At 41.3% G+C, this 21,378-nt stretch carries 21 protein-coding genes; 4 read left to right on the plus strand and 17 right to left on the minus strand.

The window, feature by feature from the left end:
* Positions 1–126: 126 nt before the first annotated feature.
* From QE390_RS16750 to QE390_RS16760, 3 genes are all read right to left on the minus strand, one after another.
* Positions 127–546 carry a hypothetical protein gene (locus QE390_RS16750; RefSeq protein ID WP_307142990.1) on the minus strand — a complete coding sequence of 140 codons (420 nt, stop codon included), beginning with the start codon at positions 544–546 and terminating at the stop codon, positions 127–129.
* Positions 547–607: 61 nt separating this feature from the next.
* Positions 608–1,108 carry a HEAT repeat domain-containing protein gene (locus tag QE390_RS16755; protein WP_307142991.1) on the minus strand — a complete coding sequence of 167 codons (501 nt, stop codon included), beginning with the start codon at positions 1,106–1,108 and terminating at the stop codon, positions 608–610.
* A gap of 181 nt (positions 1,109–1,289) precedes the next feature.
* Positions 1,290–2,150, minus strand: a complete 861-nt coding sequence (locus tag QE390_RS16760; protein ID WP_307142992.1) for a winged helix-turn-helix domain-containing protein — start codon at positions 2,148–2,150, stop codon at positions 1,290–1,292.
* Positions 2,151–2,300: 150 nt separating this feature from the next.
* On the opposite strand from QE390_RS16760, the gene QE390_RS16765 reads away from it, so the two are divergent.
* Positions 2,301–3,329, plus strand: a complete 1,029-nt coding sequence (locus QE390_RS16765) for a two-component regulator propeller domain-containing protein (RefSeq protein ID WP_307142993.1) — start codon at positions 2,301–2,303, stop codon at positions 3,327–3,329.
* 54 nt (positions 3,330–3,383) lie between these two features.
* Positions 3,384–4,043, plus strand: coding sequence for a YceI family protein (locus QE390_RS16770; RefSeq protein WP_307142994.1), 660 nt, complete (start codon positions 3,384–3,386; stop codon positions 4,041–4,043).
* Between the two features lie 398 nt (positions 4,044–4,441).
* Here QE390_RS16770 and QE390_RS16775 read toward each other — a convergent pair whose 3' ends face one another.
* The 8 genes from QE390_RS16775 to trpS all read right to left on the minus strand — a co-directional run bounded on the left by QE390_RS16775 (position 4,442) and on the right by trpS (position 13,500).
* On the minus strand, positions 4,442–5,839 hold the full coding sequence (locus QE390_RS16775) for a serine hydrolase (RefSeq protein ID WP_307142995.1): 1,398 nt from the start codon (positions 5,837–5,839) through the stop codon (positions 4,442–4,444).
* A 406-nt stretch (positions 5,840–6,245) separates the two neighbouring features.
* Positions 6,246–7,382, minus strand: coding sequence for an AraC family transcriptional regulator (locus tag QE390_RS16780; RefSeq protein ID WP_307142996.1), 1,137 nt, complete (start codon positions 7,380–7,382; stop codon positions 6,246–6,248).
* A 470-nt stretch (positions 7,383–7,852) separates the two neighbouring features.
* Entirely contained in the window at positions 7,853–9,724 is a 1,872-nt protein-coding gene (locus tag QE390_RS16785; RefSeq protein ID WP_307142997.1) for a CocE/NonD family hydrolase, read from the minus strand.
* 122 nt (positions 9,725–9,846) lie between these two features.
* Positions 9,847–10,401, minus strand: a complete 555-nt coding sequence (locus tag QE390_RS16790; RefSeq protein ID WP_106634827.1) for a 50S ribosomal protein L25/general stress protein Ctc — start codon at positions 10,399–10,401, stop codon at positions 9,847–9,849.
* A 44-nt stretch (positions 10,402–10,445) separates the two neighbouring features.
* Complete coding sequence (locus tag QE390_RS16795) at positions 10,446–11,387, minus strand: ribose-phosphate pyrophosphokinase (protein ID WP_106634826.1); 942 nt, start codon at positions 11,385–11,387, stop codon at positions 10,446–10,448.
* Between the two features lie 113 nt (positions 11,388–11,500).
* A complete protein-coding gene (locus QE390_RS16800) occupies positions 11,501–11,920 on the minus strand; it encodes a DUF2147 domain-containing protein (protein WP_307142998.1) in 420 nt (139 codons plus the stop codon).
* The gene (locus tag QE390_RS16805; RefSeq protein WP_307142999.1) at positions 11,917–12,471 is read right to left on the minus strand and encodes a phosphatase PAP2 family protein; all 555 of its coding nucleotides are present in this window, start codon (positions 12,469–12,471) and stop codon (positions 11,917–11,919) included. Before QE390_RS16805 ends, QE390_RS16800 begins: the two co-directional genes overlap by 4 nt.
* A gap of 57 nt (positions 12,472–12,528) precedes the next feature.
* Positions 12,529–13,500, minus strand: coding sequence for a tryptophan--tRNA ligase (trpS, locus tag QE390_RS16810; RefSeq protein WP_307143000.1), 972 nt, complete (start codon positions 13,498–13,500; stop codon positions 12,529–12,531).
* 107 nt (positions 13,501–13,607) lie between these two features.
* Between trpS and QE390_RS16815 the strand changes: the two genes are divergently transcribed.
* Both QE390_RS16815 and trxA read left to right on the plus strand, forming a co-directional pair.
* Entirely contained in the window at positions 13,608–14,288 is a 681-nt protein-coding gene (locus tag QE390_RS16815; protein WP_307143001.1) for a DUF2461 domain-containing protein, read from the plus strand.
* Positions 14,289–14,430: 142 nt separating this feature from the next.
* Positions 14,431–14,754 (plus strand): thioredoxin, encoded by a 324-nt coding sequence (gene trxA, locus QE390_RS16820; RefSeq protein WP_106634822.1) that lies wholly within the window; start codon positions 14,431–14,433, stop codon positions 14,752–14,754.
* 173 nt (positions 14,755–14,927) lie between these two features.
* Here the strand turns inward: trxA and QE390_RS16825 are convergent, their stop codons facing one another.
* The 6 genes from QE390_RS16825 to QE390_RS16850 form a co-directional block, all read right to left on the minus strand.
* Positions 14,928–16,136, minus strand: a complete 1,209-nt coding sequence (locus tag QE390_RS16825) for an aspartate aminotransferase family protein (RefSeq protein ID WP_307143002.1) — start codon at positions 16,134–16,136, stop codon at positions 14,928–14,930.
* 110 nt (positions 16,137–16,246) lie between these two features.
* Complete coding sequence (locus QE390_RS16830) at positions 16,247–17,440, minus strand: hypothetical protein (RefSeq protein WP_106634820.1); 1,194 nt, start codon at positions 17,438–17,440, stop codon at positions 16,247–16,249.
* A 15-nt stretch (positions 17,441–17,455) separates the two neighbouring features.
* A complete protein-coding gene (locus tag QE390_RS16835) occupies positions 17,456–18,268 on the minus strand; it encodes a type 1 glutamine amidotransferase (protein WP_106634819.1) in 813 nt (270 codons plus the stop codon).
* A 94-nt stretch (positions 18,269–18,362) separates the two neighbouring features.
* Positions 18,363–19,463, minus strand: a complete 1,101-nt coding sequence (locus QE390_RS16840) for a carboxylate-amine ligase (protein WP_307143003.1) — start codon at positions 19,461–19,463, stop codon at positions 18,363–18,365.
* A 15-nt stretch (positions 19,464–19,478) separates the two neighbouring features.
* On the minus strand, positions 19,479–20,483 hold the full coding sequence (locus tag QE390_RS16845) for a RimK family alpha-L-glutamate ligase (RefSeq protein ID WP_106634817.1): 1,005 nt from the start codon (positions 20,481–20,483) through the stop codon (positions 19,479–19,481).
* Positions 20,484–20,506: 23 nt separating this feature from the next.
* Positions 20,507–21,211: an esterase family protein gene (locus QE390_RS16850; RefSeq protein WP_307143004.1), complete on the minus strand. Its 705-nt coding sequence runs from the start codon at positions 21,209–21,211 to the stop codon at positions 20,507–20,509.
* Positions 21,212–21,378 lie beyond the last annotated feature (167 nt).

The raw sequence follows: 21,378 nt of genomic DNA on the forward strand, positions 1-21,378 counted from the left end.
TTTAGGCGAACCACAAGCATATAATTTGAATTCATTTACTGTGAATTAGTACTTTGTTTTTTGTGGAACATAATAAACAAAAATCATAGTTTATAAGCTGTTTCTTATTTCAAGCGAAGTAGAAAATTAATAATAAACTACATCATAGTGAGTGATTATAATAATCCTACTTTTCATAGGAAAGAACAGGCCGATGGCTTCATCGGAAACACTAAACCAAATGTCTTCCCAGTATTGTAACAGATAAGTTAAAGCAAATTTATCTATTTCGTTGGGGTAATTCCAGATAACAAATACCTCTGTATCTTTTAGTAACGCTAAATCTTTTAAAACAGCTTCTAATTCAACAGAAGTATTAATGCCACCATATTCTCTATTGTTGAATAATCTATCTACTAGATCTTTAAAAAGACTATTGTTTGAATTTATACCGTATTGCTTTCTAAAAAAATACTCTAAAAATAATTTTTCATGGGTAGATATGGGCTGAAGAGATATATGGTAGCCATATTCTTTAAAAAACAAATCCTTTTTAAATTGTTCCATTGCTATAATAATTTATCTTAGGTCTCCGCTCTTTCGAATTTGCTACAAAAAATAATGTAAATTAATTATTTTTAAGACACTGCTCAAGTTGAAAAGTTGCATTCTCTTTTATAATTGGATCATCAGATTCTTCTAGCAGCTTTAATTTCTGTATTGCTTCAGGGGTATTAACTGCCCCTAAAGCGTAAATACATTTTTTAGCTAATGCACGCATTTCATCATAATCAGGAACATCAACTGCAACTTCATATAATTTATCTACACTTTTAGGATCTTTAATAAACTCAAGTACACTAACAATGTCTTCTTCAGAAATATGCCATTTCTCATCCAAAAGATGAAGTAAAATATCTGTATAGTCTTCATCTGCACCACCCCAAAAAAGCACAGCAACTGTACAAGCTAAACCCTTTTTATCTTTATTTGCTAGATTTTCTTTTAATAAAGAGAGTGTTTGTTCTTTAAATTGGACTAACTTCCCTTCTGGAAATTGTCGCCAATAATTATTATCAAAGGGATCTTTATTTAATAATCCTTTATAAAATTTGTTAAAATCAAACATTACAGTATTTTTTTAAAACTTTGAATCCAAGGATTAAACATATGGGTATTTTGTTGTATCCCTAAATTCAGACTACCCTTTTCAAATTTCCACATTAAATTACTCCGCTCTTTCTGATTTGCAATCCGAAAGCCACATCTGTAAGGGATTTGTAATCTCTGTACTGTTTCAAGTATCGTTATCAGGAACAGTTTAATGGCGAATCGATTTCAAGCTTATACCCCCTTCCGTGTATATTAACGATTCGTACCAAAGGTGCGGGTTGCAGCTTTTTCCGCAGTCGGGAAACAAACACATCCAGGCTTCGGCCCACAAAAATGCCTTCATCTTCCCATACTTGCTTCATGAGTTGATCCCGATCAATAATCTCATTGGGAGCACTAGCGAATACCTTCATTAATTTGGCCTCTTTGGCCGATAGCTCAATGCGTTCTTCTCCCAATCTTAGAATCTGTTTTTCCAGGCAAAAAGTAAACGGACCCAGATTAATTAAAGTAAGGGGTACCCGATTTTCGATAATAGTAGGCGTTTTGCGGTTAAATACATGCCAACCAATTCCGATCAATAGAGCAGGTACAAGAAGCCAAGTCCATAGCACTGCACTGCTGGTTGAGGTTGTCTGAACGGGCGGTTGAGCAAATTGGATTTTGATGCTGTAAGCCCCCTGGGGCGGAGTTCTGGTTAAACAGGCAATCGTGCTCCGATTTAACGGTTGCCGGACCTCATAACTGTAAGCTACTGAGTTCAACTTTCCCTGCCCAACTTCCACCCGATAATCCAGAGACCCGTGATTTTCCTGCAAATGATGGTGAATAATCTCCACTAGTGAGGCTGGTTTAAAAGCAAAAGGACGCTGAAACCGGATTAGAAAGGTGCGGGCATCCACCTGTTCAATCGGCATTACCCAGGAAGTGGAATCGCCTGAGGCCAGCAATACCTCATGACCGATTTTTCGCAGGGTCACCAATAGCTTTCCTTCATCGCAATAGCCAGGCAGGTTAGGAAATAGCAGGAGCAGTGCGGTAAGGATTACATTTCTCATTGATCAAAAATAGGCTTCGAAAAAGGATAAATTTTACGTTTTACATTTCGTTAACACTTTTTTACAAGTGATTAACCCTCTTAACATAGTCAGGAGATAGGTTTGAGTCGGCTTTGCGATGAATGAACTTCTTTGCTACTAAAAAAGAAAATGATGAACGGTGTACCTGTATTTGCTTTGTTCTTAATGCTTGTTTTTTGCACGTCCTGTAGACAAGATCAAAAAGATACTATAAAGTCTGAGGACTCCATCACCTCCCAAGTACCTAACAGTATGGTTCGGAACGTGAAGCAAGATAGAAATGGGAACATCCTGATTGCTTCCTATAAGGGAGTATTTAGATACGATGGAAAATCGTTTGTTAATCTTACAAGTACTATAAGTTCTCCTAGTTTCTGGGATGTGCTCGAAGATCGAAAAGGAAATCTTTGGTTCGCTACCAGAGATTCTGGCGTCTATTATTACAATGGCAATTTGTTGCAACATTTTATAGTCAGCGAGGGGCTGGCTAGCAATCAGGTTTCGTCTATTTATGAGGATAAAACCGGTATGATCTGGTTCGCTACTGGCGGAGGACTCAGCCGTTTAGATGGGAAATCGTTTCGAAATTTTACAACCAAAGATGGACTTCCTGCCAACGCTGTTACGACGATCATGGAAGACAGAAGCGGGAAATTATGGATTGGTACCACTGGTGAGGCTTGCTTTTATGACGGGAAAACGTTTACCATTTTTAGAAATAAAGAGGGGAAAGCCTTTAGCAACGTCAGAGGTTTCGCCGAAGATAAAAGGGGGAATATCTGGTTCGGGGCAACGACAATCATGGACAGAAAAGGCGATAGCCTAATGGTTAGAGCAGGGCTGTGGTGTTATGACGGCAGCATTTTTACTCAAATGAATCAGAGAGGAACTTCTTCAATACTCGAGGATAAAAAAGGAAACATCTGGACGACCAGTTCCGTCAACCCTAATGGAGTCGGGGCCTGGAAACTTCTTCGTTATGATCAAAAGTCATTATCCGGTAAAAAGCCTGTTGCAACGGAGATCATATCAATCGATAAAATGCTTTGTGCGGTTTTGGAAGCCCATGAGGGCAGTATCTGGTTCGGGTCAATCAACGGAGTGTATCGTTATGACGGAAAGAATATCATAGACTTTAAAAGCAAAAAGGGTCAGTAATAAAATGTGCTACTGATTTTAAAACCATTGTCAATCCATATTATTTCATGTACCATGAACAACAAAACATTACTCACGTACTTCATTTTAATTATCGCTCCTTTATTCTTCAATTGCCGTGGGCCTGTAAAAGGAGAAAACAAGACTAATGCAACCACAAGCTCCGTATCCTTGCATACGGACAATGAAAAATATGTCAGGATAGATACGAAACAGAGTGTGATAACCTGGAAAGGTTCTAGCTTAAATGGTTTGAATAGCCAAACAGGGTATGTCTATCCATCAAAAGGAGAATTGATGATTGAAAACGGTCAACTTATGGGTGGTACCGTTGAAATCGACATGAATACAATTGAAGATAAACGCCATGAGAGTGATAATAAACTTGTTAATCACTTGAAAGATCCTGATTTCTTTGAAGTTGAAAAATTCCCATTTTCTATTATGTCCATTACTAAGATAAAATCAATGACTAGTGAGGATAAGCAAATAACAGGGAACCTGACGATCAAAGGTATCACACACCCCGTTACTTTTCCAGCTAAACTGGAAATGAAGGATGGAATTGTCAAAGCAAACGGCAAACTCATGATTGATCGAACTAAATGGGATGTTCGTTATAAATCAGCAAAGTTCTATACTCTTCTAGCTAATCAAACCATGTCGGATTCCATTGAATTTCATATTAATATCGTAGCAAAAACAAATAACTAAATCTATGGAAGATGATTGTTAACGAAATTCAACCATTTCCCGGTTTGTCGTCTGAGCCGTCCAGATCAGGACTATTCGTATTAAACCACGGTGGGATGACGGAGTAATAAAAAGTGCAGGCAGCCCTTTTGGACTGCCTGCACTTTTTATTACTCCACTTTTTCGGATTTGCAATCCGAAAGTAACTTCCAGGAAACACAAGACCAATAATTGTTTTAGTATTAAGTCATGAAATACTCATTCTGGGTCTTAATCTAAAAAAAGTTACACAAACTAAATTATATCATTTTTATTAAAAGTATTTTTTAGAAGTGTAATAAAGAATTATTTAATCATTTACTAGTAATAAACTATGTAACTTAATCAGTTATTTATAGTAAAAATCAGTTTTATTTTAATTAATTTTTCGAAGATAGAATTTGGTTGATTTTCAAAATCATTTCCTCCGCATTGTGATTGGTAGGGTCTAACTCTAATGATTTTTGATAATCGTTTATTGATAATTGATATTCTTTTTTATTGAAATAAGCTTCGCCACGACTGTCATAAGTGTTAGCTGACCCAGGAAACTCAGAAACATTAAGACTGAAAATTTTAATAGCTGAATCTATATTTCCGCTTCTTAATAGTTCATATCCTAATTTATTAAGTTCGCTTGAATTGTCAAAGCTATATTCTTTTTCGGAAATTTTCTTCAGCGAATAGTAAGCCCCTATGGCTTTATTTATGTCGATAAAAGATTCTTTTCTAATAGCTTGATAAATAGATTTTTTAGGGATTTTGTAATCTTTTCCTAACATCAAATCATGAATAATATGCCCTAAATCCCAAACTCTATTTAGATTATTAGACAATATTATTATCGTAATATTATTTTTAAAATCGTTTATAAAGATGGATTCAAATTTATATGATACCCCATTGTGTCTTTGTAGTTCTTCTTTTTCAAAATATCTACCCAGGGATCCACCTTCGTCAACTGCATAGGGGTTTTTTAATAAAGTTTGAAAAGAAGCCTTGGATATCAAACGATTAGAGTTCATAGCTTCAATCCATTTATAGAGATCATTGATATCTACCCAAAGCCATCCGCTAATAAATTTCAATTCTGGGCATTGGACATAATCCATATCATAACAAGAGGTTCGATTCTTATAACCCAATTTTGGTTCAAATACCGAATTGGTCATTTTCAATGGTTTAACGATATTTTGAATAACAAACTCCTCAAATGTTATTCCGGTTACCTTTTCAATTATTCTTCTTTGTAAAAACACATTGCTATTATCATACCTGTAATTAGTGCCTGGTTCGAAGAGTAGACTATCATTACTTCTCAAAATATTCCAAGCCTCTGCATCATTTTCGGGTTTTAATCGTTCAATAGGAGGAATACCACTAGCATAATTAATTAGATGACGTATAGAAACTTTATCTGACCATTTTGGTAATCCTAAATTAAATTTGGATACCTTGTCGTCAAGAGTAATAAGACCACGTTCAACTAAAATCATTATGGAAACAGCATTGAATTCCTTTGCTATAGAGCCAATGTTAAATATTGATTTATCTTGTAAAGCGGTTTGTTTCGTCTGATCTGTAAAACCAAATGATTTTTGATATATAATTTTATCATTTTTAGAGATAAGAACATTACCATTGAATAAACCTCTTTCATAGGACGTCGCCATTAAAGAATCTATTTGATTAATATTAAATAGAATAATTTTATCACTTTTTTGAGAAAATGCATTTATTGAAAAAAGAAAAAGAAATAATATAATTGTATTTTTCATTTTGACTTAGTTTTAATAGATAGGAGTTGATTAATTTTAAGAAGCATTTCTTTGGCATTATCATTTTTGCGGATTTAATTCCAAAGATTTTAAATAATGTTTCTTTGAGATTTCGAATTTCCCAGCGATGAAATAACATTTACCCATGCTATCGAAAGAATTTGCGGAATTTGGATTTCTTTCACATTGAGTTCAAATCCTTTTATTGACTTATTTAATCTGCCATTCCTAATTAAAATATAGCCAATAGAATTAAGTGTATTCCAAAACTCCAATGCGGGTTTTAAAAAAATAAACATAAAATTTCTCATAACCGATTCTGAATTTTTGACGCAAAAATGCCTCAAAAAAGCTCAGAATGCGACCGACTAAAAAAAATCGAACTCATTTTTGGGAAAATAGGTTTTTATAAAGCGTGTTTTCTGTAATCCGTTGGTGTTTTTCCTGTATATTTTTTGAAAGAAGTATTAAACGAAGATTTGGAATTGAAACCAACTTGGTATAGGATTTCCAAAACAGTCAGTTCTTTTTGAGAAGGATCTTTAAGGATTTGCATGGCTTTTTCAATTCTGTATTCATTTACGAAATCGAAAAAGTGTTTATCCATGTATAAGTTAATCAGGGTAGATAAATCTTTAACGGGTATTTTAACTTGCTCAGATAAATCCTGAATGGTCAATGAAGAATCCAAGTAAGGTTCTTTTTCCATCATAAAATCTTTTAAGAATTGGATTTCCTTATTTTTTTCTTCAGTTATCAGAAGACTAGTTTTTTGTTTGGGAATACTTTCTGTAATAGGTTTCAGATAGGAATTCACGCCTCTAAAAAAATCAGGATTGTTTAATGCAGTCAATAGATACCAGCAAGTGCAAAATAAAAAGGCACACCCATCAAGGGTTACAATCCAGGATCTGACCTCTCCCCAACCAAAGATAAAAGTAGCCAGCCATCTTAGAAGTACTAAAAAATGTAAGATATAATAGAGAATTGTTATTTTGTAAAGTGCATTAATTACAGAGATAGTTGGGTTCGTGTAATTCTCGAGGTAGACAGTTTTAGACTTTCTGATAACCAGAAATGAAGCGATAAAATACACTTGAAATAAAAATTCGAATAGAAATTGAAAAAATTGCATAAGAGGCATTTCATTCATGCCTTTAATAAAATGTATTTTAGAGGATCTATCTACAAAATAGATTCCCCACATTAAATACAAATTATATGCAATAAACGGAATTGTATGTAATAAATGCTTCTGTCTTAAACGAAAATTGGAGTAACAAATGGACAGTACATAAAGATAAAAAGATGCAGGAACCAAATAGACAATACTCCAACGAAATGCCTCGAGATTGATATGATTAATTGGAAACTCTCGCATTAAAAATTTTAATGCATCTACGGCATTTCCAACAAGAAAAAAAGCAAAAAGACGATTGCCTAATTTATATTTTGTTTTAACAGTTAACAAAAACAGGGCAAGAAAAAGTACTATAAAAATTCCAATAGAGGAAACTAGATGCAAAAAATTGTACTTGTTCATTTTGTTTTATATTGGAAAATAGCAATTAAATCAAACGGTAATATTTTAAAACGAGTTTTAGTGATAAATTTTCTTAAATGAAATACGTGGTTTTTCAGATACTCTGAAAACGTTAAATAGATTAGTGCATTGCTCATCAGGTTAATGAAAACGAATAAATAAATACAGTATTTGCTTTTAGCTCTAGATAAAGAAGTTGCATTTTTTTAAATGCTTTTGTAAAAGGTTACAAGTATAAAAGAAAGGTATTAGAATATGCCTTGAATACTCTGTTGCTTGAGAAAACCAATCATGTCTGACTGCATCCAAAGAAAGTAAATGCTCCGCTTTTTCGGATTTGCAATCCGAAAGCTATCTGTAAGGGATTTATAATCCCAGATTGCTGTTCATCTTAACTGATTATAAATTGCACCCAAATAAAAAGGCAGACCATTAGGGCTGCCTTTTTATTTGTCATAGCCGAGCGTAAATTACTTCTTCAACACGGGTAAAAGAATTTTACTGGCGGCTGAAGCATTATGGAATACTTTGATATTCGCTTTTTGGAAATCAGAGTCTTTTGCCTGATAAATATCTACAAATTTCTGAGGATTACGATCCGCTAAGGGGAACCAGCTACTTTGAATCTGTACCATAATTTTGTGGCCTTTTTTGAAGGTATGAGCCACATCAGGCAGATCGTACTTCACCTGCGTTACCTGGTTCGGAACGAAAGCTTCTGGCTTTTCGAAACTCTTGCGGAAACGGCCTCGCATGATCTCACCCCGAACCAGCATCTGATAGCCGTTCATAATGTATGAATCCGACTCGCTGTATTCAAAGTCATCAGGGAAGACGTCAATCAATTTTACTACAAAATCGGCGTCAGTAGAGCTGAGACTTACCTGCAAATCAGCCGTTAAGGTTCCTGAGAGCGTCACATCGTCGGTGAGAACTTCCGTTTCAAAAACTAGCACATCGGGACGAATGGCCGCAAAACGCTGATCGTCAGTCATGTACTCACGTGTACGGGCCGTTTTTACCCCTTCGGCGTAAGGAACGGGTTTTGCGGGATCACTCACATACTCTGTAAATTCTTTCGTGCTCTGAGGTTTGCTAAAGCTTAAGCCGCCATTCGCCTGTAAGTAAAGGGGCGTTTCAGTAACGGCTTTAGGAGGCCAGGTTTCGAAAGTCTTCCACTGATTTTCACCCGTAAAGAAGATCGTTGCTTCGTTCAGTTTGTCAACCGAACCCTTGCCTTTAAGGTAATAGTTAAAGAAAGGAATCTCTACGTTTTCAGCGTAATACGTACTTGTGGGGCTGCCGAACTGTACATTACCCAGCGAAGAGCCATCGCTACCACGACCCGCCCATTGACCGTGGAACCAGGGACCCATGATGATTTTATTATTATTTTTTGCCTTGCTTTCAATAGCACTGTACGTGGTCCAGGCACCGAAGCAGTCTTCCGCATCAAATAGACCACCCACTACCAGCGTCGCGATGTTTGGCGAGATGTTACCCACAAAATTCCGTACGTTACGATCTGTCCACCACTTCGTCATGTTAGGATGTGTCATCAGGTCATTCCAGAAACGAACGCTGTCACCCGCCATTTTTGTGAAGTTGGGCAGAGCTCCTGTTCTCAGAAAAAAGTCGTAGCTGTCTCTGGTTGGTAAGGCAAATCCTCTAGGGCCAACCGTAGTAGGTTTCGGACGCGGAGCACCAAATCCGCGAGCCACGTAGAAATTGAAGGCATCCATCAGCATGAATGCCCCGTTGTGGTGAAAATCATCACCCAGAAACCAATCCGTTACCGGAGCTTGCGGACTAGCCGCTTTCAAAGCAGGGTGGTTACTAAGAGCTGCCATGGTCGAATAAAAGCCGGGGTAGGAGATACCAAATACGCCAACCTTGCCATTGTTATCCGGCAGATTTTTCACCATCCAGTCAATGGTATCGTAGGTGTCACTGGCTTCGTCAACGTCTGATTTCCCCTTTTTTGCGGGGTTATACGGACGAATATCTTCAAATACACCTTCACTCATCCAGCGACCGCGAACGTCCTGAATCACCATGATGTAACCTTCCTTCAGATAGGTCTTATAATGATTAACGTAAAAAGGACGGTACACATCTGATCCGTACGGAGCACAGGAGTACGGCGTGCGGGTCATCAGAATGGGGTGTTTCTCTGTTTTGTCTTTGGGTAGGTAAATGGAAGTGAAGAGCTTCGTGCCATCCCGCATCGGAATGTATTGTTCTAGCTTGGTGTAATTGTTTCGAAACCAGGTGGAGTCAGCGTTTTGTGCCTGGGTAAAAAGCGGTACCAAAAAAAGCAGTAAGTAACGAATCTCTTTCATTATTGATGGAGGTTTACGGGAAAAACAGAAGATTCGTAAAGGTACACCTAAATCCGACATAGAAATATAGCCACAAAAAAAGCCTGACCGGAAGGCCAGGCTTTCTATCGTAATAGCAAGAACTATTTGCCACGAAGTGAACGTGGGATATCGATCGTACCAACAGGTAAGCTCAGAGCGTTTAAGATTTCAACGTTCTCAACTTTGATGTCGCTTACACGAACAGATTTACCCAGATCCAGACCTTCGATGCTAACTTCTACGAAATCAGGAATGTTGTCAGCTAAACCACGTAAAGTTACTTTACGTAATTTCTGAACCAGTTTACCCCCTTTGATAACCCCAGGAGAGTTACCTACGAATTTCACGGGAACGTTCACTTTAATAGGCTTATCTGTGATTTCCAGAAAGTCAGCGTGTAATAATGAATCGTTTACAGGGTGAAATTGAGTATCCTGAAGAATAGCTTTACGGATCTCACCTTCGATGTTTAACGTTACTTCGTAAGCTTCTGGAGTGAACAGAAGATCACGGAATAAAATGGTAGGAGCATAGAAGTGTAATTGCTCGCCACCGCCGTAAACTACCGATGGAGTGTAACCCTCGGCACGAAGATCTTTAGATCCTTTCTTGCCGAGATTCGCTCTTTTAAACCCTACAATCTCGAGTTTTTTCATTTGATTTGGTAATAAGCGTTTCAAGTCAGAGACTTAAAACATGATTAGTAATTAATAAAAAGGGAACTGATTGATTCGTAATCACGAATGCGACCAATAGCTTTTGCAAATAGCTCGGCTACGGACAATACCGTTACTTTTGGATTTTCCTGTTTCTGAGGAATGGTATCAGAAACGATCAACTCTTCCAGTGCGGAATTGAGAATATTTTCGTGAGCTTTTCCGGACATCACGGGGTGAGAACAGATCGCTCGAACTGATTTTGCTCCTTTATCAAGCAACAACTGGGCTGCTTTGCAAATGGTACCACCCGTATCCAGCAAGTCATCGACCAGAATAACGTTGGCATCGGTTACGTCTCCAATCAATTGCATGGAGGCGATTTCATTTGCTTTCTTGCGGAATTTATCCACGATTACCAGGTTGGAACCGGGGAAGAAACTCGCGAATTTCCGCGTCCGGGCTACGCCTCCAACGTCAGGAGAAGCAAAGACCAGGTTATCCAGATTTTTCGAGCGGATGTAAGGAACGAAAATTGAAGCTCCTTCCAGATGGTCCACTGGAAAATCAAAGAAACCCTGAATCTGACCTGCGTGTAAATCCATCGTAATTAAGCGGTCAGCACCTGCTGCCGTTAACAGATTGGCTACCAGTTTGGAACCGATAGAAACGCGAGGTTTATCTTTACGATCCTGGCGGGAATACCCGAAATAAGGAATCACAACCGTCACATAGTGAGCCGAAGCCCGACGAGCGGCGTCAATCATCAATAATAATTCCATCAGGTTTTCAGCTGGAGTAAACGTGCTTTGGATAAGAAACACGTCACAGCCGCGGATGGACTCATCAAAGCTGGGTGACATTTCACCGTCGGCAAAACGCTGAACGGTAACGGTTCCCAAATCTTTGCCGTAAAAACGAGCAATTTTTTGGGCTAAATACTGACTAGAACTGCCTGAGAAAATTTTTACCGGATTGGAAGCCATCGGTCTCCTTGTAAATTGAGCCGCAAAGGTATGAAAAAATACCTACAAAAACGCTCAAGGTTTTGAAAAAAGCTTGGAAATAATGGTTGATCTTCGGATAATCAGAAGCTTACTTAATCAGCTTTGGTAAATTTGGAAGTGCGGCCCAGCAGGGGAGTGCCAATGTACCCCCGAATGGCCAGTTCCTGATCGGAAACTTTCGTGATTTTGCAGGAATAGGTCTTCCCATTCCGGGGATCATAAATTTTGCCGTCTTCCCATACTTTATCGTCGCTTTGCTTGAAGTTAGAAAGGATGACTAAACCCATCAGCGGCTTATTTCTGAGTTTTTCATCGGGATTATTCACGTCTGTTTTGGGTTGATTGGCTTTTACCTCCTTTACCCAGACGATCTTGCCATAATAACGATCTCCCTGTTTATAGATCTGAATTTTGGATGTTTTTTCTTCGTTAAACCAGGTGCCCTGAATATCAGAAGCCCAAGAAGAAATAGCAGTGGTGAATAAAAAAACGAAGCTTAATAGGAATCTCATATCTGATAGTTTAATGGTAGTTTTCGGTATAAAAACGATACCAGAACAGCTCCCAGTATACCTACCGTCCCTCCCACAAGCACATCACCGGGATAATGAGCTCCTACGTAAATGCGACTGTAAGAAACCAAAGCTGCCCAGACGTATAACCATTTCAGCCAGGGATACTCTTTACCGATTAATAATACCAGCACCGTAACAAAGCCAAACGTATTGGCCGCGTGGCTGGAAGCAAAGCCGTACATCCCGCCGCATTCCCAAACGACGTGTACCATGTTTTCAATAGATGGCTCGTGGCAGGGGCGGGGGCGAGCAGCCCAGGGCTTCAGTATACTGCTGGTGATCTGGTCGCCTACGAGAATAGCCAGGACGCAGGTAAGGATGATACCTACGGCTTTAATCCGGTAACGCCAGATTAAGAACAACAGAATCAGAGCGTAAAAGGGAAACCAGAAATTTCGGTCGGAAATCCAGAACATGGCCTGATCCAGCCAGCTGGCGTGGGCTCCGTTGAGGGCCAGAAATAGCTCCGTATCTAATTCGTTAAGCATACAGGGGATGAAAAAACTTCCCGAAAGTGGTTAACGTTCGGGAAGCTAAAAAAGATACTAACTAAATCCGAGTACATCGCGAACGCGTTTGATCGTCTGTTGGGCCACGACCTTCGCTTTTTCCTCGCCAATGCTTAACGTTTTTTCCAGTTCCTGCGGATTTTCCATGTAATAATTGAAACGCTCGCGTTCGGTGGCGAAACGTTCCAAAATCAATTCGTACAAAGCCTGTTTGGCATGACCATAGCCGTAGTTACCTCCTTCATAATTGGCCTTCATTTGAGCCGTTTGCTCGGGCGATGCCAGTAAGGAGTAAAGCGTGAAGGTAATGTCACCTTCGGTTTTCTTCGGTTCTTCCAGCGGAGTCGAGTCCGTCAGAATGCTCATTACCGCTTTTCGTAACTGCTTTTCGGGTAGGAAAATGTTGATGTAGTTATTATACGACTTCGACATTTTACGACCATCCGTTCCCGGAATTGTCATGACACTTTCGCTGATACGGGCTTCGGGTAATACCAGCGTTTCTGGGTATTTATTATTGAACGCCGAGGCGATATCACGTGAGATTTCGAGGTGCTGTTTCTGATCTTTCCCCACCGGAACCAGCTCAGCGTCGTATAGTACGATATCTGCCGTTTGTAAAACCGGATACACGAATAATCCAGAGTTAACGTCCTTCAGGTTCTCTGATTTATCTTTGAATGAGTGAGCATTTGCCAGCATAGGGTAGGGAGTAAAGCACTCCAGATACCACGCTAATTCCGTGTGTTCAACAATGCGGGATTGACGGAAAAACACATTTTTCTCGGTATCAAAGCCGCAGGCAAGCCAGGCGGCTGCAATGGCATAAGTATATTGGCGACGAGCTTCGCCGTCTTTCAGTGACGTCAGGGAGTGGAGATCGGCAATGAAAAAGAATGAGTCATTGGCGGGATCTTTTGATAACTCAATGGAGGGGAGAATCGCCCCCAGAATATTTCCCAGGTGAGGAAGGCCGGAACTTTGAATGCCGGTAAGAATACGAGCCATCGGAACTTAAATAGTTAATTGGTTTTTTCGCTCTTGTAGGCGAGCGATCTAATTTTACTGCAAAACTGCAATCTGCAAACCGTAATCAAAAATATACTGACGAGACTATGCCTCAAATTCCAGCATCAACCTTAAAGTTTTTAAAAGACCTGTCTCAAAATAATACCCGCGAATGGTTTCAGGGCCACAAAAAAGAATGGGAATCGGTAAAGTCGAATTTTGAAGAAACCGTACAGGATTTAATTAATCGAATCGGGAAGTTCGAAAATCTGGCCGGAATTCGGGTGCAGGACTGTAACTACCGCATTGCCCGTGACGTGCGTTTTTCGCCGGATAAGTCGCCTTACAAAACCTGGCTGGCGGCTAGTTTCGGTGAAGGGGGCCGTAAATCGCCCAAAATGGATTACTATTTGCATATTTTGCCGGGCGGCTCGTTTCTGGGCGGAGGAATGTGGGATGCTAATCCGGTTCAACTGGCCAAATTTCGTCAGGAAGTGGATTACAATCCCCAGGAGATCAAGGCTATTATCTATGCCCCGCAATTCAAGGAGCACTTTGGTAACCCCGAAGGTTCTTCACTGAAAACTGCTCCCAAAGGATATCCCAAAGACCATCCCGATATTGAGCTGATTCGTCGGACGCAGTTATTTTTCTCGCATTCCTTTACGGATAAAGAGGTAACTTCGCCGGATTTTACCGAGAAAGTAGAGCAAAGCTGCCTGCTTTTGAAGCCTTACCTGGATTTTTTAAATATGATTTTTGAGGAATCTGCCGAGGAAGAAAACTAGTAATCGAAATGAATTAATTACTTTCTGCTGCTGTTATTACTACAGATAAGACGAAAGTAAGATTCTGAAGCTAGTTTGAACTTTCATGAAGCGAATCCGTTTTACCTTCGAAATACCTACTCATTACAAATAGAACAAGACAATGGCACACAAAGCAATTGAAGCAACTGATTCCAATTTTGAAGAACTGATTAATTCCGATAAACCTGTACTCGTAGATTTCTGGGCTGAATGGTGTGGACCCTGTAAGATGATCGGACCACTGGTTGAAGAACTGGCTGGCGAATACGAGGGTAAAGCCGTAGTAGCTAAAATGGACGTTGATGCGAACAGCACAACTCCTTCTAAATTTGGAATTCGCAGTATTCCTACGTTAATGATCTTCAAAAACGGGGAATTGGTTGATAAAGTAGTTGGTGCAGTACCTAAGCCTGTATTAGCTCAGAAACTGGCTGCTCAGTTATAATTTAAGTTGGAGTGTTTGATGAAAAGAGGTTTGAGCGTTTGAGCTCAAGCCTCTTTTTTTTGAGTTGTCGGGAAAAATTAAATGTAATCTAAGTTCTTGTAATGATTTATTGGGAGATAAAAGGTAGAATAGTAATCGATTAACAGACCACAAAAACGATCAACTAGTTACATTTAGTCAACGACCGCCTTAACCGCGTTCAAAATCACTTCACAAGCCTGACGAATTTCTGCTTCGGTGATGGTTAACGGCGGTGCAATTCGCATGGAGTTATCGCAAAACAGGAACCAATCGGTAATGACCCCATTTTCAATGCCGTGATCGATAATGGCTTTTAGCTGAGTAAAATTGGCAAATTCAACGGACATGAATAAACCATGACCCCTGACTTCCCGAATGGCTGGATGGACCAGCAACTCCCGGAATAATTCAGCTTTGGCTTGTACGGATTCACAAAGTTTTTCTTCCAGAATCGTTTGGACTGTTGCCAGCGAAGCCGCGGCACTCACGGGATGACCGCCGAAAGTAGTGATGTGACCCAGAATGGGGTTATTCTTGAAAACTTTCATCAATTCCTGCGGAGCTATAAACGCACCAATGGGCATACCGCCACCCATGCCTTTGGCCGAAAGGAGAACGTCAGGCACAATACCAAACTGCTCGAATGCCCAGAAGGAACCCGTCCGGCCAAACCCCGTCTGTATTTCATCAAAAATGAGTAAGGTACCGGTTGCGGTGCAGCGGTTTCGTAACGCCTGTAGGTACTCCCGCGAGGGAACCCGAATGCCCGATTCTGCGGAGATAACTTCGATGACAACAGCAGCCGTTCGGGTAGTAATGTATTCTAAATCAGTAATGAATCCGTGATGGATATGGCGGATGTCAGGTAACAAAGGGCGAAAGGGTTGCTTAAAAAAATCAGCCCCCGCCAGACTTAAAGCTCCCTGCGTGGAACCGTGATAGGCATTGATGCAGGAGATAAGTTCCGTTCGTCCCGTAAATCGTTTGGCCAGTTTCATGGCTCCTTCCACGGCTTCTGCTCCCGAGTTGGTCAGATACACATTGTTGAGGGCAAAGCCCATCGGTGTGCGGTAGTTACCTAACGTTTGCACCAGAGCTTCGGCTAACTGAACCTGTGGAGCCTGCACGTACTCGCCGTAAACCAGCGTATGCAGGTAATGATCCACCTGATTTTTAATGGCGTTAACCACATTCGGGTGGCGGTGTCCCACGTTGGATACGCCAATGCCCGCAATTAAATCCATATAAGCCTTACCATCAGGACTGTAAAGCCAAACCCCTTCGGCTTTTTCAATCTCCAGGGCTAGTGGGAAATCAGAAGTTTGAGCAAGATAATTTAAAAAAAGCTGTCGTTGATGCATGGCAAAACGCAAGCCTGAATGAGGCTTGCCATTAATAAAACGTCCGGCAAAGGTACAGCTTGTCTCGGGTTGGCGAGACAGGATTTGGGTAATAAGCGTAAGAGTCTTAGTTAAGATTCGAAGAAACAGGCCGTTCCGCCAACCCAGGTAAAGTCCTTATTAAAGCGAACGCCAATCATCTCGCCCCGGCTCAGACGACTCAAACTGGTAAGTAACTCAGGTCTTGTCGCGTGATCGGGCCAGACATAGAGCATCCGAATTTCGCATTTGACCAGGCCGTCTGGAGCCTGAATGACGGGTTGATAGCTTACTTTTTTCTGTAAAATATAGTTTTCGGGGTCTGTGATTTCCGCTAGTAACTCCCGGGTCGGGTAAAGGTTAACACCCGTTCCGGCAAAACTGAAGAGCGGTTTCAAAACATAGGCCTCCAGATTTTCGGGAAAATTACCCTGATACTCACTCAAGTAATGCGTTTCGGGAACGTAAGGAGACTGAAGTAGGGGTAAGGTATACTTGGAAATTCGGAAAAACCAGTTGGGGTGTCCCACCCAGGTAACATCCAGGTCGTCCATGAAACTAAACTCGGCCTGCAAGTCGGGATAACTCGTTAAATCGTCAAAAATCAGGCGGTTGTAGATGCGTTTGATCGGTGTTTTAACGCCATCCAAGTCATAATACAGCGTTCGACCTTCTTTTTTGATTTGGGTATAGCAAACCGAACGAATGCCGAGAAAGGCTTCGGTAACCGCAAAATCCACCCGGGTTTTCTGCTTTTCAGGAAAGATTTCCAGCAGAATGCAATGAGCAGGCTCTTCGTCCGCCAGGATTACTTCTTTAAGCTTTTGCTTGTATTCTTCCAGCGAATAATTGCCAAAATTCCAGATAAAAGATTCTGGAATTGGGAACTGACTTTTGAATAACTCCGGTAAATAGCCCTGAAAAGCAAACAAGGAAGGAAAGCCCTGTAACTCAATGAGCTGAGGGTCATATTCGCCCGCTTCGTTCTGGCAAATGGCAAAATCAATGGCCAGAAAATGCGTATGTGCATTTTCGTTGGGCACTCGCTGATGCGGAGGTATAGCGGCATCCGTTTTAGATTTAAAATCGGGTGCCGCTATCGTATCGATGAATGATTCGCAAGCCGTAGTTAATTTTTCACGCAGGGATACCGGAATGAAAACCGGCGATTCGGCAATTCGGAATTCCAGTTGATCAGGCCAGTCCCGGTGGATGGTATCGATCAATTGCTGGTATTTTTCTTCGGAAAAAGCTGCGTTATAACTCGCTCGGACTGACGGAATCATACGTTCCTTTTTACTTTAGTTGGAAGACAATTTGTGATAAGCATCCCGCAGGAAGGTCGGAATAATAACCGATTCCGTCAAGAGTATTTTGTCGGGATCATTCAAATGACTAACCATGCTCTGATACTTGTCGAAGCCATGTTCGTCAATGATCTGCTTCTGCTTTTCGGGCTGCTCAAAGTAACGCAGCATCCCTTCGGCATCGGCTTCGGGGTGAAATTGCGTTCCAAATACTTCCTTCGAGAAACGGATGGCCATGATGGCCCGCTCCAGCGGTACATGCGGACGAATCTTTTCGCGGCTCAATACCTTTGCACCCATCGCATCAATCTGAGCCAGATTGGCATTAATAATCTGATAATCCCGCGAATCAACCGCCCAGAAAGGATCTGGTAATAACTCGAAATAAGGTTCGTCGTAGCCATTGGCCGTTTTATGAATGGGGAAGGTTCCAAAGCTGGTAGACTTCCGGCGATTCACTGTGGCAAGGCCCAAATGATGACAAACCATCTGGAAGGAATGACAAATCAGTAAGAGGTATTTCTTAGGTGACTGCGTTTTATTATGTTCAAAAATTTCATCGATGAGGGCAAAGTAATCAGCCCCCCAGCCATCCGTTTCGAGTGGATTACCGGGACCACCCGTTGAGATGAAAATATCAAAATCGGCAATCTTCGGAAATTCAAATTTCTGACGAACATCAAAATGACTCACTTCACAACCTCCAATTTCGTCCGAAAACTCGCGGATCAACTGGTTAATGCAACGCATTCCTTCGTTGGGCACTCCATTATATAAATCAAGAATGGCAATCCGAATTCTATTCATTCTGCTCAATTTAATTAAGTAAATGTCTTGGCGGGGCAATCCTTCGCACCAATATAAATAGTAAAGATCGGTATCTTTATTGATAAAATCGGTATTATCGGATGCCGTAGCTAGTTTCTGCGACGATATAATCTACTACTTTCTTCAGATCCTGCGTTTCTTCCCATACCGCTAATTGCCGATCTGCTCCGGTTCCCATTTGTAGAATTTGGTGGATATACTCTACTTCTTTCCGGCTCCCTAATTCATCCAGAACATCATCTACAAAGTCGAGTAACTCCTGAGCTAAAACGTTATATTCCACTTCTTCCTGACGACCAAAATCAATCAATTTACCCGAAATTCCGTAACGGGCCGCCCGCCATTTGTTTTCACTAATGAGGGCTTTACGGTACAGGCGGAAGTTGAGATTCTGCTTCATCAGCTTGTAAATCTTCACCACCAAAGCCTGCATTAAAGCCGCCAGAGCGATGGTTTCATCTACCCGCATGGGAATGTCACAAATGCGAAATTCGACGGTATCAAAATGCGGATGTAGCCGAATGTCCCACCAGATTTTCTTGCCGTCGTCAATACAGTTGGTTTTAACGAGCAGCTTTATGTACTCGTCATATTCATTAGCCGTATTGAAATACTCAGGAATGCCGGTTCGGGGGAATTTATCGAAAACCTTCGAACGGTAACTCTTGAAACCCGTATCCCGACCGCACCAGAAGGGCGAATTGGTACTTAAAGCATAAATATGGGGCAGAAAATAACGCACGGCGTTCATGATCTCCAGCCCTTCGTTCCGACTTGGAATGCCCACGTGTACGTGCAAACCAAAGATGAGATTGGAACGAGCCACGTCTCGCATTTCGCTAATGAGCTGATCATAGCGGGGATTAGGCGTAATGAGCTGATCTACCCAGTCGGAAATGGGGTGAGTTCCGGCAGCGGCAATTCGCAGGTTTTGCTTATCGGCCAGCTCCATGATTTCGCGGCGGAGGAAGGTAACCTCCTCGCGAGCTTCATGAATATTCGTGCAAATGTTAGTGCCGATTTCCACCACGGCCTGGTGCATTTCGGCTTTTACACGTTCCTGTAAAATGATTTTACCGCCATCCACAATTTTACTCATGTGGGAGCGGAGTTCCCGGGTTTCGGGATCTATCGTCTGAAATTCTTCTTCGATTCCAAGGGTGAATACGGGCATAGATCGTACGTTCAGTTATTTCTTCCGGGATTTTTTAACTGGCTTGGCCGGAGCGTACTGCTCTAACAATTCGCTGATGTTACCGTTTGCAGTGGCCGTTTTAGCGAAATCGCCCCAGGTCAGGTTGAGTTTGCCGGGTTCAAATTCGCGGGCCTTTTCAATGGCGAAATTCGCCGCCGTTTCTACAACCCATTCAAAATTTTCAGCACCAACGGAGTTATAATCAGCGTCAGGAGCGGGGTTACCAAAGTCGATGGCGAGAGGAATGCCATCCCGAACGGCGAACTCTACCGTATTAAAGTCATAACCCAGAGCTTTATTCAGCCGCAGTACGTAATCTTCCATGAGCTTGATTAACTCAGGGCTATCGTTAAAACTTGCTACGTAACGTAAATGATGCGGATTCCGAGGTTCATAAGGCATCACCCGAACGTGCTTGCCGCCGATGCAGTAACAACGGTAATACGATTGAAAATCAACGGCTTCCTGAAGTAACATGACCAATTGACCCGTTTCATCGTAAGCTTTGAAAAGCTCTTCTTTGGTATCCACTTTGTAGACACTTTTCCAGCCCCCTCCTGAATGTGGTTTCATGAACGCGGGAAAGCCAATGTACTCATAGATTTCATCCCACGGCATCATGGCCAGGTTACGGAAAGACGTTTCCTGTGTATCGTCGGGACGAGCTTTAGAAGGTAACAGAACCGTATTAGGAACCGGAACGCCTACTTTTGTGGCTACGGCATTGTTAAAAAATTTCTCATCCGCACTCCACCAGAAGGGGTTATTAATGACGATTGTCCCGTTGATAGCGGCGTTCTTCAGATAAGCCCGGTAAAAAGGAACGTCCTGAGAAATGCGGTCAATGATAACGGCGTAATCGGTTGCTTCGCCCTGTACTACTTTGCTGATGCTTACCGGCTCGGCAATGATTCCCTCGGGGGCTTTTTGATTGATACGTTCGACAAAAGCGGCTGGGAAGGTGTTTTCCATGCCGTGAAGAATGCCAATTTTTTTCATCGTATAGAAGTAGTTGCAGATGATTAGATTCTGGATAAATACTGTGGAAACATGTCTCGCCAAACGGGCCAGTCGTGCGTGCCGTACCCGCGAATATCGAGCCAGTGACGAATGTTTTTATGAGACAGGATACTGGATAACCGCTCATTGGCAGGTCGGCAGAAATCAACCTGACACGTGCCTAATACAATATCCATATTCCACAAATTCGAATCGTTGGATTGGGGTAGATAATCGGGTGGGTTATTGAAATACACGTTGTTGTCGTAATAGCCATCCATGAACATGCGAATGTCAAAGGCGGCCCCCATCGTAAACAAATGAGACACTTTATAGGGATACCTAAACGCAAAATTAGCCGCGTGATATCCCCCGAAACTACAGCCTGAAACAGCTACCCGGGGGGCATTACACTGTCGCTGCACCCAGGGGACTAATTCATCGTGCAGAAAGAGGTAATATTGATTGGCATTGTGCACGCGGGCCGAAGGGTGCAGGTGTTTGCCGTACCAGGAGTCAGCATCAATGGAATCAACACAATAGAGTTTGATTTTTCCCTGTTCAATCAAAGGTCGGGCAGCCGCTACAAGCTGGTGATCTTTAGCCTGGTAATAGCGTCCCAGAGTGGTTGGGAAAACCAGAACAGGGTAACCCCAATGACCGAAAATTAACATTTCGACATTACGGTTCAGGTGATGGGAGTAATAAGTTAGGTACTGTTCGTTCACGTGATGAAGGGATTTCTTTACCCAAGATTCATTTCATTTTTAAATTATCCAAAATAAATTATTGATTTTTTATTGAAAATAAATATTTATTATCCATTTATTAACTTTAAGAAAAATTTAATTTGGTTTTGTGGGGATATGCCATTTGCTGAGAATATCATGCTTAT

It is taken from the genome of Siphonobacter sp. SORGH_AS_1065, from assembly GCF_030818595.1.
Classification (GTDB): Bacteria; Bacteroidota; Bacteroidia; order Cytophagales; family Spirosomataceae; genus Siphonobacter.